Source organism: Herbiconiux sp. J20-20, assembly GCF_057365085.1.
Genome location: NZ_CP195122.1, coordinates 163805 through 177734, shown reverse-complemented (window position 1 = coordinate 177734; position 13930 = coordinate 163805). Strand labels below are relative to the sequence as shown.

Sequence of the window (13930 nt, the reverse complement as noted above, 5' to 3'; positions counted from 1 at the left end):
GCCCCGTCAACGAAATGCAGGAGATTCGTCGACGGACGGCGCCGCGGTCCCCGGGATCACGGCATCCGGCCGCGTTTTCTCCTGGCTTTCGGAAGAAACGGGCCGCGGGACTGTCGGCTCGCCGGGTGGTGAGCCCTGGACTATGCCGAGACGAGCTCGCGATCGGCGGTCCGCATCCGCACCGCGCGGTTGACCGCCGACACGACCGCCTTGAGCGACGCCGTCGAGATGTCGCCGTCGATGCCGACGCCCCAGAGCCGAACCTCGCCGACCTGCAGCTCGACATAGGCCGCCGCGAGCGCGTCGCCGCCCTCCGAGAGGGTGTGCTCGACGTAGTCGTAGAGCCTGATGTCGTGCCCCTGCTCGGCCATCACGCCGAGGAAGGCCGCGATCGGACCGTTGCCGACGCCGCGCACCTCCTCGAGGTTGCTGCCGATGCGCAGGCGCGCGTCCAACTCGACCGAGCCGGACATGTCGCTCGCCGTGCGCGTGGACAGCAGCTCGAAGCGGCCCCACTTGTCGTCGGGGCGTTCCGCCGGCGCCGGCAGGTACTCATCCTGGAAGATCTCCCAGATCTGCTCGCTCGTGACCTCGCCGCCCTCGGCATCGGTCTTGGCCTGCACGACCTGGCTGAACTCGATCTGCAGACGACGGGGCAGGTCGAGCGCGTGGTCCGACTTGAGCAGGTACGCGACGCCGCCCTTGCCGGACTGCGAGTTGACGCGCACGACGGCCTCGTAGCCGCGACCCACATCCTTCGGGTCGATCGGCAGGTAGGGAACGGCCCACTCCAGCTCGGAGACGTGCTTGCCTTCGGCCTCGGCGCGCGCATCCAGGGCCTCGAAGCCCTTCTTGATGGCGTCCTGGTGAGATCCGCTGAAGGCGGTGTAGACCAGGTCGCCGGCCCAGGGGCTGCGCTCGTGCACCTTGAGCTGGTTGCAGTACTCGGCGGTGCGGCGGATCTCGTCGAGGTCGCTGAAGTCGATCTCGGGGTCGATGCCCTGCGTGAACAGGTTGAGCCCCAGCGCGACCAGGTCGACGTTGCCGGTGCGCTCGCCGTTGCCGAACAGGCACCCCTCGATGCGGTCGGCGCCGGCCTGGTAGCCGAGCTCGGCGGCCGCGACGGCCGTTCCGCGGTCGTTGTGCGGGTGCAGCGACAGGAGCACGTTCTCGCGGTGAGCGAGGTGGCGACTCATCCACTCGATCGAGTCGGCGTAGACGTTCGGCGTCGCCATCTCGACGGTGGCGGGCAGGTTGATGATCACCTTGCGCTCGGGGGTGGGCTCGAGCACCTCGAGCACCTCGTTGCAGACCTTCACCGCGAAGTCGAGCTCGGTGCCGGTGTAGCTCTCCGGCGAGTACTCGTAGTAGACGCTCGTCTCGGGAATCGTCGCCTCGTACTGCTTGCACCAGCGCGCGCCCTGAAGCGCGATGTCGAGGACGCCCTGCTGATCGGTGCGGAACACGACGTCGCGCTGCAGCACGCTCGTCGAGTTGTAGAAGTGCACGATGGCCTGCTTGGCGCCCGCGATCGACTCGTAGGTGCGGGCGATCAGCTCTTCGCGCGCCTGGGTGAGCACCTGGATGGTGACATCGTCCGGGATCAGGTCTTCTTCGATGAGCTGCCGGACGAAGTCGAAGTCGGTCTGGCTGGCCGACGGGAACCCGACCTCGATCTGCTTGTAGCCCATCTTGACGAGCAGCTCGAACATGATGCGCTTGCGCTCGGGACTCATCGGATCGATGAGCGCCTGGTTGCCGTCGCGCAGGTCGACGGCGCACCAGATGGGAGCCTTGTCGATGACCTTGTCGGGCCAGGTGCGGTCGGCCAGGTGGGTCCGGAACTGGTCGGCGTACGAGCGGTAGCGGTGAGCCGGCATTCCGCTGGGCTGTTGGGTGTTCTTCATGGTCTTCTGCTTCTCTACGAGTCGGGTCTCAGCCAACGACGAACTCCGCGACGAGGAAGGCCGTTGAACTAGGCCTCGTCGCGGCAGCTAAGAAGAAGCAGGCCGAACAGCACGCATCCAGGGTAGCACTGCGCGACCGCGAGTCACCTGACGTCAAAGTCGTGGCAAAGGTTGGGTGGTCGCCGGCGGGATCGAACTCGAAACTGGATGCATGACAATTCGACGTTTCGCGCCCGCGGTTGCGGGCGCAGCACTTCTGCTGCTCGCCGGCTGCGCGGGCATGGGCCCGGGCGGTCAGGCGGCCGTTCCGCCCGCCGTTTCGCCTGCCGCCCCCGGCACCGTGGTCGGTCAGGGCACGGTTCTCCAGGTCGGCGACGCCGCACCCCAGCTCTGCCTGGGCGCCATCGCCGAGTCGTACCCGCCGCAGTGCGCCGGCGCCGAGATCGTCGGCTGGAACTGGGACGCGATCGAGATCAAGGAGACGGAGAACGACGTCACCTGGGGCTCCTTCGCGGTCTTCGGGACCTGGGACGGCGAGACCTTCACGGTGACCGAGGACCCCGTGCCGCTCGCGCTCTACGACCCGATGATGAGCGACCCGGATCCGCGACTCGACCCGGAGAACGCCGGCGAGAGCTCCGATGCGGAGCTGCGTGAGATCCAGGAGGTGGTGTCGACGGACCTTCCCGTTGACGTGCTGTTCTCGTTCACGGAGAACGGGTACCTGTTCGTCACCGTGTACTACGACGACGGGTCGATTCAGGAGTACTTCGACGCCATCTACGGGCCGGACGTGGTCGCCGTCCAGTCGGCGCTCGTCGCGATCTAGAAGGCCAGCGACTGCGCCACTCGGCGCACTTCGGACTTGCGACCCTGCCGAAGTGCGTCGATGGGCGCGGCGCCGAGGATCTCGTCCTCGTCGAGGAGCCAGTGCATCGCTTCCTCGTCGCTGAAGCCCGCGTCGGCGAGGACCATGAGCGTGCCGCGGAGCTCGTGCAGGGGCTCGCCGTCCTTCAGGAAGTCGGCGGGGACGCGCAGCACGCCGTCACGGCGCTCCGCGAGCAGGATGCGGTCTTCGAAGAGCCGGCGAACGCGGCTGGTGGAGACGCCGAGCATTTCGACGAGGTCGGGGACGGTCAACCATTCACGGTCGGCAAGGGAACTCACGGGTCAAGAGTGCCATGTGGCGCGCGGCTGCGGGCGAAGGCTCCCCCAGGGACGCGCGAGTCACATCAATCACATTAGTCACTTTGATTGACAGTAATTGCCATCTGTGACAGCGTTATTCCGGACACAGCCAGGTGAATCCCGGGGGCGGGGAGAAAGGCGGTCGATGTGTCGAACCTTCGCGAGCGCGACGAGATCGCTCGCGCCGTCTTTGCGGGCCTCACGCCGAGCGCGCAGTCGCGCGTCGCCGACCCCAGGGCCGAGCTCGACCGCGACCGCGCGACGCGACGCGTCACCCGCGGCATGCGCGCCACGATGCCGCTCGTCCTCGCGGGGGCTCTCACCGTGAGCATGAACGTGACGGCGCCGCTGCCGCCCGCGTCGGCACAGCCCAAGAAGCCCACGCTTCCGCAGAATTCCGGTGCGCGCGCCCTCGCTGCCGCCGTCACCGCCGTCGTCGCCACGACGACCGTGCCGAGCACGTACCGCGTCGCCACCGGCGACACCGTCTCCGCGATCGCCAGCCGATACGGGCTCTCCACGGCGTCCGTGCTGGCCCTCAATGGCCTCGGCTGGAAGTCGCTCATCTTCCCCGGACAAGTCCTCAAGCTGCCCGGAACGACGACCACCTCCACGACGCCCGCCGTTGACACGACGAACAAGTACACGATCGTCAAGGGCGACACCATCTCGGGCATCGCCGCCCGCTTCGGCATCGCGACGTCGAAAGTGCTGTCGGCCAACGGCCTGAGCTGGTCGAGCATCATCTACCCCGGTCAGCGCATCGTCATCCCGCAGGACACCACCACGCCGAGCGCACCCGCCGATGAGCCGTCGATCGACGTCGAGGAGGTCGTCAGCACGACGCCCACCGAGCCGGACTCGTCGACCGAGCCGGAGACCGCGACGGAGACACCGACGGCCACGCAGTACTTCCACACGGTGGTCTCCGGAGACACGATCTCGAAGATCGCCGCCGCGTACGGACTCGGCACGCAGTCCGTGCTCACGGCGAACGGCCTCAGCTGGTCGAGCATCATCTACCCCGGCCAGAAGGTCCTGATCCCCGGCAAGACGTCGACGAGTACGGCCGGCACCTCGGTGACCGCTCTCACGAGCGAGATGAAGGCCAACGCCCAGATCATCATCGACGTGGGCCGCTCGCTCGGGGTTCCCGACCGGGGCATCATCATTGCCCTCGCCGCGGCCATGCAGGAATCGAGCCTTCGCAACATCAGCTACGGCGATCGCGACTCGGTCGGGCTGTTCCAGCAGCGCCCGAGCACCGGGTGGGGCACCGTCGAGCAGCTCACCACGCCGAGCTACGCCGCGAAGCTCTTCTACGGCGGTCCGAGCAACCCGAACAAGGGCAAGACCCGCGGACTGCTCGACATCTCCGGCTGGCAGAGCATGACCGTCACGCAGGCCGCCCAGGCCGTGCAGATCTCCGCCTACCCGGACGCCTACGCCAAGTGGGAAGCGAGCGCGACCGCGTGGCTCGCCCAGCTCGGCTGAGCGCCGGGCCCATCCGCGGAGCTCGTCGCCCGCCGTGTGGCAACAGGTTCGGTCGGCCGGCGCAATCTAGACTTCCGGCGTGAGCGCGAATACGACCGATCCGATGATCGGCCGCCTGATCGACGGGCGGTACCAGGTGCGCTCACGCATCGCCCGCGGCGGCATGGCCACCGTCTACCTGGCCACCGACCTCCGTCTGGAGCGACGAGTCGCCATCAAGGTGATGCACGGGCACCTCTCCGACGACAGCGCGTTCAAGCAGCGCTTCATCCAGGAGGCCCGCTCCGCCGCGCGGCTCGCGCATCCGAACGTGGTCAATGTCTTCGATCAGGGCCAGGACGAGGACTACGCCTACCTGGTGATGGAGTACCTGCCCGGAATCACGCTGCGCGACCTCATCGAGGAATACGGATCGCTGACCGCCGAGCAGACCCTCGACATCACCGAGGCGGTGCTCTCCGGCCTCGCCGCGGCGCACAAGGCGGGCATCGTCCACCGCGATCTGAAGCCTGAGAACGTGCTGCTCGCCGACGACGGTCGCATCAAGATCGGCGACTTCGGCCTCGCGCGCGCGGCGACCGCCAACACGGCGACCGGTGCGGCACTGATGGGCACGATCGCCTACCTCTCCCCCGAGCTCGTCACCCGCGGTGTCGCCGACACGCGCAGCGACATCTACGCCGTCGGCATCATGATGTACGAGATGCTCACCGGCGAGCAGCCGTACAAGGGCGAGCAGCCGATGCAGATCGCCTACCAGCACGCGAACGACTCCGTTCCGGTGCCCAGCGGAAAGAACAGCAAGGTTCCCGCCGAGCTCGATGAGCTGGTGCTGTGGGCGACCGCCCGCGATCCGGAGCACCGCCCGCGCGACGCAGGCCAGATGCTCGACCAGCTGCACGAGACCGAAGACCTGCTGCGAACCGCTCTGCCGACCGGATCGACGGCGACGCAGCGCACGATGGTCCTGCCGCCCGCTCCGGCCGCACAGTTCACCGGCTCCGATGCGGAGACGCAGGTGCTGGGGCCTCGAGGAGCTCCGCGCAACGAGACCGGCCCCGCGCCGGTCGGTGCGGCGACCGCGCAGCTCGCCACGATCGCGCGCCGTCGTCGGCGTCGCGCCCCGTTCATCCTCATCCTCGTGGTGCTGCTCGCCGCCGTGGCCGGCACGACCGGATGGTACTTCGGCGCGGGGCCCGGCGCGCACGCCACCATTCCCGAGAGCGTCGTCACCGCGACGCCCGAGGAGGCGACCGCGATCCTCACCGATCTCGGTCTCGCTGTCGCCGAGGAGCACGAGACGGCGCACAGCGTCGACGTTCCCGAAGGGGCGGTCATGGCGACCGATCCGGAGGTCGGATCCAGCATCCGCCTCGGCGAGGAGGTCACTCTCGTCGTCTCGCTCGGCCCGCGCGAAGTGACGCTTGAGGCGCTCTCCGGGCAGCCTCTCGACGAGGTGACCGCGGTGCTCACGGCCGAAGGGCTCACGGTCGCCGACCCGGTGATCCAGCAGTTCAGCTCCGATCTCGACGCGGGGCTCGTGATCAGCGTCACCGATCTCGACGCCGACGACGGTCCAACGGATCTGTCGCAGGGCGGATCCACCTTCGAAGGCCGCACGATCGAGCTCGTCGTCTCGGTCGGCGCCGTCCCCGTGGTTCGCGGCGAGACCATCGACGACGCGACCGCGCTGCTCGCCGAGGTCGATCTGATCGTCGACGGCGGGCTGGAGATCCGCTCCTACTCCGACGACGTCGCCGAGGGACGAGTCATCGGACTCACGAGCAGCAGCGGGCCGCGACAGCCGGGCGACATCGTCGGGCTCGAGATCTCGCGCGGACCCGAACCGGTGCAGATCCCCGACGTCGAGGGCAAGACCTGGCTCGAGGCGCGCCCCATCCTCGAAGAGGCCGGCCTTGTCGTTGAGTACTGGAACAACAACAGCCGACTGATCGGCGAGACGCTTCCCGGCATCGCCACCGTCGAGGAGATCGACCCCGACGCGGGCGAGACCGTGCCGAAGAACAGCACCGTCCGGGTCCGGCTGAGCGCCGACTGACACCCGGCGACGGTCAGTTCGCCGGGTGTCCGTCGACGATGACTACTTCGCGGGCGCGCCCAGCTCTTCCGCCACGAGGAACGCCAGCTCGAGCGACTGCATGTGGTTCAAGCGGGGATCGCACAGCGACTCGTACTTGGTCGCCAGCGTCGCCTCGTCGATCATCTCCGAGCCGCCCAGGCACTCCGTGACGTCGTCACCGGTGAGCTCGATGTGGATGCCGCCCGGGTGCGTGCCGGCGTCACGGTGCGCCGCGAAGAAGCCGCGCACCTCCTCGACGACGTCGTCGAAACGACGCGTCTTGTAGCCGGTCGGCGTGGTCATCCCGTTGCCGTGCATCGGGTCGGACACCCAGATCGGGTTCGCGTCCATGCCCTTGATGGCCTCGAGCAGCGGCGGCAGCGAGTCGCGGATCTTGCCCGCGCCCATGCGCGTGATGAAGGTCAGGCGACCCGGCTCGCGCTCGGGGTCGAGCTTGTCGATCAGCTTCTCCATGTCGCTCGCCGTCGTCGACGGGCCGAGCTTCACCCCGATGGGGTTGCGGATGCGCGAGAAGTAGTCGATGTGCGCACCATCGAGATCGCGCGTGCGCTCCCCGATCCACAGGAAGTGGGCGCTCGTGTTCACGGGCGTGCCGTTGCGGCTGTCGATGCGCGTCATCGGGCGCTCGTAGTCCATCAGCAGGCCCTCGTGGCTGGTGTAGAACTCGACGCGCTTCAGCTCGTCGAAGTCGGCACCGGCGGCCTCCATGAACTTCACGGCGCGGTCGATCTCCCGCGCGAGGCCCTCGTAGCGCTGGTTCGCCGGGTTGATCGCGAAACCGTGGTTCCAGCGGTGAACCTCGCGCAGGTCGGCGAAACCGCCCTGTGTGAAGGCACGCACCAGGTTCAGCGTCGACGCCGCCGTGTGGTAACCCTGAATGAGGCGACGCGGATCGGCGGCGCGGCTCTCGGGCGTGAAATCGAAGCCGTTCACGATGTCGCCGCGGTACGCGGGCAGCGTCAGCTCGCCGCGCGTCTCGGTGTCGCTCGAGCGCGGCTTGGCGAACTGGCCCGCCATGCGACCCATCTTGACGACGGGCATCGACGCGCCGTAGGTCAGGACGACCGCCATCTGCAGCAGCGTCTTCACGCGGCGACGGATCTGATCGGCGGTGGCACCCGCGAACGTCTCGGCGCAGTCGCCGCCCTGCATGAGGAAGGCCTCCCCTCGCGCCACCCGCGCCAGGCGCTCCCGCAGGATGTCGACCTCACCGGCGAACACCAGCGGCGGGAGCGTCGCGATCTCAGCGGACGCCGCCGCGACGGCCTCCGCATCCGGCCACTGGGGCTGCTGCTTGATGGGGAGCTCACGCCAATAGTCGAGACCGGCGATCACGCTGGGATCTGCCTGCACAACGGTCTCGGACGGGTCTACCACGGTCGGTCCTTCTAATCTCGGGAAAGGGCTAAGACAGCCCAACGATCGACCCTAGCCGACCGGTGCGTGCATTGCCGTCGCGGGGGTGGTCAGCCGACGCGCGAGGGCCGGCGCTTCTTCACCGAGGTCGCGTACACATCCGTGTACTCCTGACCGCCGATGCGCGCCAGTTCGTACATGATCTCGTCGGTGATCGAGCGCAGCACGAAGCGGTCGCCCTCCATGCCCTCGAACCGCGAGAAGTCGAGAGGCTCCCCGAAGACGACCCCGATGCGCCGCACCTTCGGGATCAACGTCCCCGTCGGCATCGCCTTCTCGGTGTCGACCATCGCCACGGGAACCACGATCGCTCCCGAGTCGAGGATCATGCGCGCGACGCCCGTGCGCCCGCGATACAGGCGGCCGTCAGGGCTGCGCGTGCCCTCGGGATAGATGCCCAGCTGGCCGCCCTCGGCGAGGTGCTCGAGACCGCCGTGCAGCGACGCCTCGGAGGCCTTGCCGCCCGAGCGATCGATCGGCAGCTGCCCGATGGCGAGAAAGAAGCGCTTGATGAGCCAGCCCTTGGCACCCCGGCCGGTGAAGTACTCGCTCTTGGCGAGGAACCGGATCGGACGATCCACGACGAGCGGCAGGAACACCGAGTCGATGAACGACAGGTGGTTGCTCGCGAAGATGACGGGCCCGGACTCGGGCACGTTCTCGCGGCCGCGCACCCACGGTCGAAACACCGAGAGCATGAACGGGCCCACGATGAGGTACTTCATCAACCAGTAGAACACGGCACCTCCGGAAACCTGTGACGAGCCTAGCGCGCGGTTTCGCCGCTGCGTTCGGCGCGAATCCGGGCGAGATCCGCGGCACCCACCATGCCGGCGTCGTTGACCAGCTCGGCGACGACGAAGGTCGGCTCGGGGTGGTAGCCGCGAGCCGGCACATGGGCGAGATACGCCTCGCGCACCGGCTCGAGCAGCAGCTCCCCCGCGGCGGCGACACCGCCTCCGAACGCGAAGACCTCCGGGTCGAGAATGGCGGTGATCGACGCGGCGGCCTGACCGAGCCAGCCGCCGAGCTCCCGCAGCGCCGCGAGCGCCCCCGGGTCGCCCTCAGAGATCAGCGCGGCGACGAGGGCGCCGTCGAGCCCGCCCTGGGCTTCCCGGACGGCGGCCAGGTTCTGGCCGATGCCGCCGGCATCCGCGATGTCATTGGCCATGCGCAGCAGGGCACGGCCGGAGCCGTACTGCTCGATGCAGCCGCGCTGACCGCACCCGCAGGCCAGGCCGCCGGGAACGACGCGCAGGTGCCCGATCTCGCCCGCGGTGCCGAACCCGCCGCGCAGCAGCTGGCCGTCGGCGATGATCGCCCCGCCCACCCCGGTGCCGATCGTCAGCAGGGTCATGTCGCTCACGCCTCGGCCGACGCCGAAACGGTACTCCGCCCATCCGGCCGCGTTCGCGTCGTTGTCGACGGTGATGGCCAGACCCGGAAGCCGTTCGCTCAGGTGCTCGCGCACCGGCTCGCTGCGCCAGTTGATGTTGGGCGCGTAATAGACGATCGACTGAGTGGCGTCGATGAAGCCCGGTGCCGCGACCCCCGCGGCGACGACATCCTCGCCGTCGGCGAGCTCCGTGACGATCTCGACGACGTGGTCGATGAGCGCGTCCCGGTCACCCGCCGGGGTCGGGCGGCGAAGCTGCCGAATGATCTCGCCCTCAGGGGACACGAGGGCCCCGGCGATCTTCGTTCCGCCGATGTCGATTCCGATGGCATGCACGACGCCCGAGTCTAGCCGCGTGTTGCTCGCCGCGGCCCCACCAGCCCGCGCGCGACACGTAGACTGGAGGCCACCACACATACCCGGTGACAAAGGAGTTTCCGTGAGCGAGTTCTTCACCCCGGCCTTGGTTCCGGCGGATCCCACGGCCAACGCAACCGACCTGCTGGTCGACCGCCTGGCCATCGACCCCGAAGCCCCCCTTTTCGCGCTGCCGACGGGCGATGACGGGTGGAGCGATGTCTCCACCGCGGAATTCCACCGCCAGGTCGTCGCGCTCGCCAAGGGCTTCGCCGCCGCGGGCATCGAGCCCGGCACGAAGATCGGCTTCATGTGCAAGACGCGCTACGAGTGGACGCTGATCGACTTCGCGGCCTGGTTCGCGGGCGCCGTCCTGGTGCCGATCTATGAGACCTCGGCGCCGTCGCAGGTGCAATACATCCTGAGCGACTCCGGTGCCACCGCCCTGATCGTCGAGACGCCGGACCACTTCGCGCGCTTCGACGAGGTGCGCAGCGAGCTTCCCGACGTCGACCAGGTCTGGCAGCTCAGCCTCGGCGACCTCGACAAGCTCGTGGCCGGCGGCACGGAGGTCTCCGATGAGGAGATCGAGCGTCGCCGGAAGATCGCACAGGGCTCCGACCTCGCCACCCTCATCTACACCTCGGGTTCGACCGGGCGGCCGAAGGGCTGCATCCTCACGCACTCCAACTTCGTCGAGCTGTGCCGCAACGCGGGTGTCGCGATGAAGGAGGTCGTCGCTCCCGGCGCATCGACGCTGCTGTTCATCACGACCGCGCACATCTTCGCGCGCTTCATCTCGATCCTTGCGGTCACCACCGGCGTCAAGGTCGGTCACCAGGGCGACACGTCGAAGCTGCTCCCCTCGCTCGGAAGCTTCAAGCCGACGTTCCTCCTCGCCGTCCCGCGCGTGTTCGAGAAGGTCTACAACTCGGCCGAGCAGAAGGCCGAAGCCGGCGGCAAGGGCAAGATCTTCCGCGCCGCGGCGGAGACCGCGATCGCCCACTCCAAGGCGCTCGACGCCGGCCACGTTCCGCTGGGCATGAAGATCAAGTTCGCGATCTTCGACAAGCTCGTCTACAGCAAGCTCAAGGCGGCGATGGGCGGGCGCGTGCGCTACGCCGTCTCCGGCTCGGCGCCGCTCGGACCGCGACTCGGCCACTTCTTCCGCAGCCTCGACCTGCGGATCCTCGAGGGCTACGGGCTCACCGAGACGACCGCCCCGGCGACCGTCAACCTCGTCGACAAGTTCAAGATCGGCACCGTCGGACCGGCGCTGCCGGGCGTCGGCATCAAGATCGCCGACGACGGCGAGGTGCTCGTCAAGGGCGTCGACGTCTTCGCCGGCTACTGGAACAAGCCCGAGGCGACGAAGGAGACCTTCGACGGCGAATGGTTCAAGACCGGCGACATCGGCACCATCGATGACGAGGGCTATCTGACCATCACCGGCCGCAAGAAGGAGATCATCGTCACGGCCGGCGGCAAGAACGTCGCCCCCGCCGTGCTCGAAGACCCGGTGCGCGCCAACCCGATCGTCTCGCAGGTCGTCGTCGTGGGTGACCAGAAGCCGTTCATCTCGGCGCTCATCACTCTCGACCCCGAGATGCTGCCGGTCTGGCTGAACAACAACGGGGAGGCCGCCGACCAGTCCCTCGAGGACGCGGCGAAGAACCCGAAGGTGATCGCCGAGGTGCAGCGCGCGGTCGACGTCGCCAACGCGCGGGTCTCGCGCGCCGAGTCGATCCGCAAGTTCACGATCCTCGCGACCGAGTTCACCGAGGCGAGCGGCCACCTGACGCCGAAGATGAGCATCAAGCGCGACCCGATCATGGCGGACTTCTCGCGCGAGATCGACGAGATGTACTCGTCGGCGTCGCCGGAGACCACCGGTCAGTCGCTCGTCCACTAGTCACCCGCCGGTTGAGTAGCGCCGAAGGCGCGTATCGAAACCACACCCGCGCAACACCGCGGTTTCGATACGGCGCTCCGCGCCTACTCAACCGGCTCGGCTTGCGGGTTGAGTAGCGCCGAAGGCGCGTATCGAAACCACACCGCGCACAAGCAGAGCGGTTTCGATACGAGCCGCTGCGCGGCCCTACTCAACCGGCTCGGCTTGCTGGTTGAGTAGCGCCGCAGGCGCGTATCGAAACCACACCGCGCACAAACACCGCGGTTTCGATACGGCGCCCCGCGCCTACTCAACCGGCGGCTCGGGTCTAGCGGGGCGCGAACCAGTCGGACTGACGGATCGCCCGCAGCGCCTCGCGCTTGATCTCGGGCGCCAGGCCTTCGACGTACAGCTTGCCGTCGAGGTGGTCGCATTCGTGCTGGAGCGCCTGAGCCATCAGCCCATCGCCCTCGAGCACGACCTCGTTGCCGTGCGCGTCGACCCCGGTGACGCGCGCGAACGGGTAGCGCGAACGCGGGAACGAGAACCCGGGAACCGAGAGGCATCCCTCGTCGACATCCTCCGGCTCGCCCGAGACCTCAAGCACCGGGTTGAACACGTAGCCGACCTCGCCGTCGACGTTGTACGAGAACGCCCGCAGCCCGACGCCGATCTGGGGCGCGGCGACACCCGCGCGACCGGGAAGCTTCACCGAGTCGACGAGGTCCTCCGCGAGGGCGACCAGTCTCGCGTCCCCCGGCTTCACGACGATCGGATCGCTCGCAGAACGAAGCACCGGATCTCCGAAGAGCCGGATCTGACGTTCGGTCATGCGGACCGCCGGGCCGGCAGCCCGTCCATCACGAGCGCGGCCAGTTCGCGGGCCGAATCGCGCGTGAACTTCTGCAGCGCCGAGAACCGCACCACCGAGCCCGCGGCGAGCTCCGGGTCGTAGGGAATGCGCACGATCTCACGCACGCGCGAGCGGAAGTGCGCCTCGATCTCGTCGAGCTTGACGAGGTTGGTGCCCTGAGTGGCCGTGTTGAGCGCCACGATCGCGTTCTTGACGAGGTCGCCGTAGCCGTTCGCCTCGAGCCAGGTGAGCGTCTCGGAGGCCAGTCGTGCCTCGTCGACGCTGCCACCGGAGACGATGACCACGGCATCCGCACGCTGCAGCGTGGCGCGCATGACGGAGTGCACGATGCCGGTTCCGCAGTCGGTGAGCACGAGCGAGTAGTAGCGGGCGGCGATGTCGGCGACGACGTTGTAGTCGTCCTCATCGAAGGCCTCGGAGAGCAGCGGGTCGGTGTCGGACGCGAGCACGTCCAGGCGCGTCTCATCGCGTGAGACGTGGCTCGACAGCTCCGAGAAGTCGCGGATGCTCGGCGCGTGGGTCACGAGGTCACGGACGGTCGAGCGCGTCTGCTTGTTGACCCGCTCGGAGAGCGTGCCGCGGTCCGGGTTCGCATCGACCGCGATGACGCGGTCTTCGCGCACGTCGGCGAGAGCCATGCCGAGAATCGTCGTGATCGTCGTCTTGCCGACTCCGCCCTTGCGTGTCAGCACGGGCACGAAGCGCGTTCCGCCCTCGAGCCGTTTGGCGATGCGCGCATCCAGGAGCTTGCGCTCCCGCACCGCCGGCGAATCACCGAGGTTGATCTGGTGGAAGCTCGCCTGGTAGACGAGGTGGGGCCAGAAGCCTTCGGGGGCGCCGCGCCGGGCGCCGCTCTTCTCGTGCAGCAGACGCTCCGCGGTGAGCATGGAAGCCGACTCCGGGGAGGACGTCGCACTGACCTGCACGTCGACGTCGCCGCCGGGCAGCGGCGGCACGACCGCGACCGACTGCTCGGCGGGGTCGGCGTCGGCGCTGTCTCCGGGAAGCTCAGCGTGCTCTTCGGCGTCCAGGTGAATCGACGTGGTCGCCAGCGCGTCGCCCTGCGGCAGCACGGGCGTGATCGCGATGTCGTGGAGCGCGACGGCGGCCTCGTCGTCGGCGGGCTCGTGCACGGTCGTGGGCAGCTCGATGCTCACCGTGAGGCTCTCCGGCAACTGGGCCGCGAGACCCTCGTCGCCATCCAGCTCGGAAGCTGCGACGCCGACCTCATCGGCCGTCGTCGGCTTCTCGTTGCGCACTCGCGCCACGGTCACTCCCCTTTCGTCGACGCAGGTTCGCGCCAACG

11 protein-coding genes are annotated in these 13930 nt (G+C 68.4%); 4 read left to right on the top strand and 7 right to left on the bottom strand.

Translation table 11 applies throughout. The annotated features are described in order from the left end of the window. Positions 1 to 140: 140 nt before the first annotated feature. Positions 141 to 1907: a 2-isopropylmalate synthase gene (gene leuA / locus ACR3ZA_RS00825; protein WP_473659206.1), complete on the bottom strand. Its 1767-nt coding sequence runs from the start codon at positions 1905 to 1907 to the stop codon at positions 141 to 143. Positions 1908 to 2118: 211 nt separating this feature from the next. Between leuA and ACR3ZA_RS00820 the strand changes: the two genes are divergently transcribed. Further along, the gene (locus ACR3ZA_RS00820) at positions 2119 to 2736 is read left to right on the top strand and encodes a hypothetical protein (protein WP_473659204.1); all 618 of its coding nucleotides are present in this window, start codon (positions 2119 to 2121) and stop codon (positions 2734 to 2736) included. Here ACR3ZA_RS00820 and ACR3ZA_RS00815 read toward each other — a convergent pair. Further along, the gene (locus tag ACR3ZA_RS00815; protein ID WP_473662255.1) at positions 2733 to 3023 is read right to left on the bottom strand and encodes an Rv2175c family DNA-binding protein; all 291 of its coding nucleotides are present in this window, start codon (positions 3021 to 3023) and stop codon (positions 2733 to 2735) included. The genes ACR3ZA_RS00820 and ACR3ZA_RS00815 overlap by 4 nt on opposite strands. Positions 3024 to 3389: 366 nt before the next feature. On the opposite strand from ACR3ZA_RS00815, the gene ACR3ZA_RS00810 reads away from it, so the two are divergent. Then, complete coding sequence (locus ACR3ZA_RS00810) at positions 3390 to 4589, top strand: LysM peptidoglycan-binding domain-containing protein (RefSeq protein ID WP_473662254.1); 1200 nt, start codon at positions 3390 to 3392, stop codon at positions 4587 to 4589. Between the two features lie 79 nt (positions 4590 to 4668). Beyond that, positions 4669 to 6648: a Stk1 family PASTA domain-containing Ser/Thr kinase gene (pknB, locus tag ACR3ZA_RS00805; RefSeq protein ID WP_486179538.1), complete on the top strand. Its 1980-nt coding sequence runs from the start codon at positions 4669 to 4671 to the stop codon at positions 6646 to 6648. 42 nt (positions 6649 to 6690) lie between these two features. On the opposite strand, the gene ACR3ZA_RS00800 is transcribed toward pknB, so the two are convergent. From ACR3ZA_RS00800 to ACR3ZA_RS00790, 3 genes are all read right to left on the bottom strand, one after another. Next, positions 6691 to 8067, bottom strand: coding sequence for a class II 3-deoxy-7-phosphoheptulonate synthase (locus ACR3ZA_RS00800; protein WP_473659202.1), 1377 nt, complete (start codon positions 8065 to 8067; stop codon positions 6691 to 6693). A gap of 89 nt (positions 8068 to 8156) precedes the next feature. Beyond that, a complete protein-coding gene (locus tag ACR3ZA_RS00795) occupies positions 8157 to 8846 on the bottom strand; it encodes a 1-acyl-sn-glycerol-3-phosphate acyltransferase (protein WP_473659200.1) in 690 nt (229 codons plus the stop codon). Between the two features lie 26 nt (positions 8847 to 8872). Then, positions 8873 to 9838 carry an ROK family protein gene (locus ACR3ZA_RS00790; RefSeq protein ID WP_473659198.1) on the bottom strand — a complete coding sequence of 322 codons (966 nt, stop codon included), beginning with the start codon at positions 9836 to 9838 and terminating at the stop codon, positions 8873 to 8875. Between the two features lie 103 nt (positions 9839 to 9941). Here ACR3ZA_RS00790 and ACR3ZA_RS00785 point away from each other — a divergent pair, with 103 nt between their 5' ends. After that, the gene (locus tag ACR3ZA_RS00785; RefSeq protein ID WP_473659196.1) at positions 9942 to 11771 is read left to right on the top strand and encodes an AMP-binding protein; all 1830 of its coding nucleotides are present in this window, start codon (positions 9942 to 9944) and stop codon (positions 11769 to 11771) included. 307 nt (positions 11772 to 12078) lie between these two features. On the opposite strand, the gene ACR3ZA_RS00780 is transcribed toward ACR3ZA_RS00785, so the two are convergent. After that, entirely contained in the window at positions 12079 to 12582 is a 504-nt protein-coding gene (locus tag ACR3ZA_RS00780; RefSeq protein ID WP_473659194.1) for a peptide deformylase, read from the bottom strand. Continuing rightward, positions 12579 to 13928 (bottom strand): nucleotide-binding protein, encoded by a 1350-nt coding sequence (locus ACR3ZA_RS00775; protein WP_473659190.1) that lies wholly within the window; start codon positions 13926 to 13928, stop codon positions 12579 to 12581. Before ACR3ZA_RS00775 ends, ACR3ZA_RS00780 begins: the two co-directional genes overlap by 4 nt. Positions 13929 to 13930 lie beyond the last annotated feature (2 nt).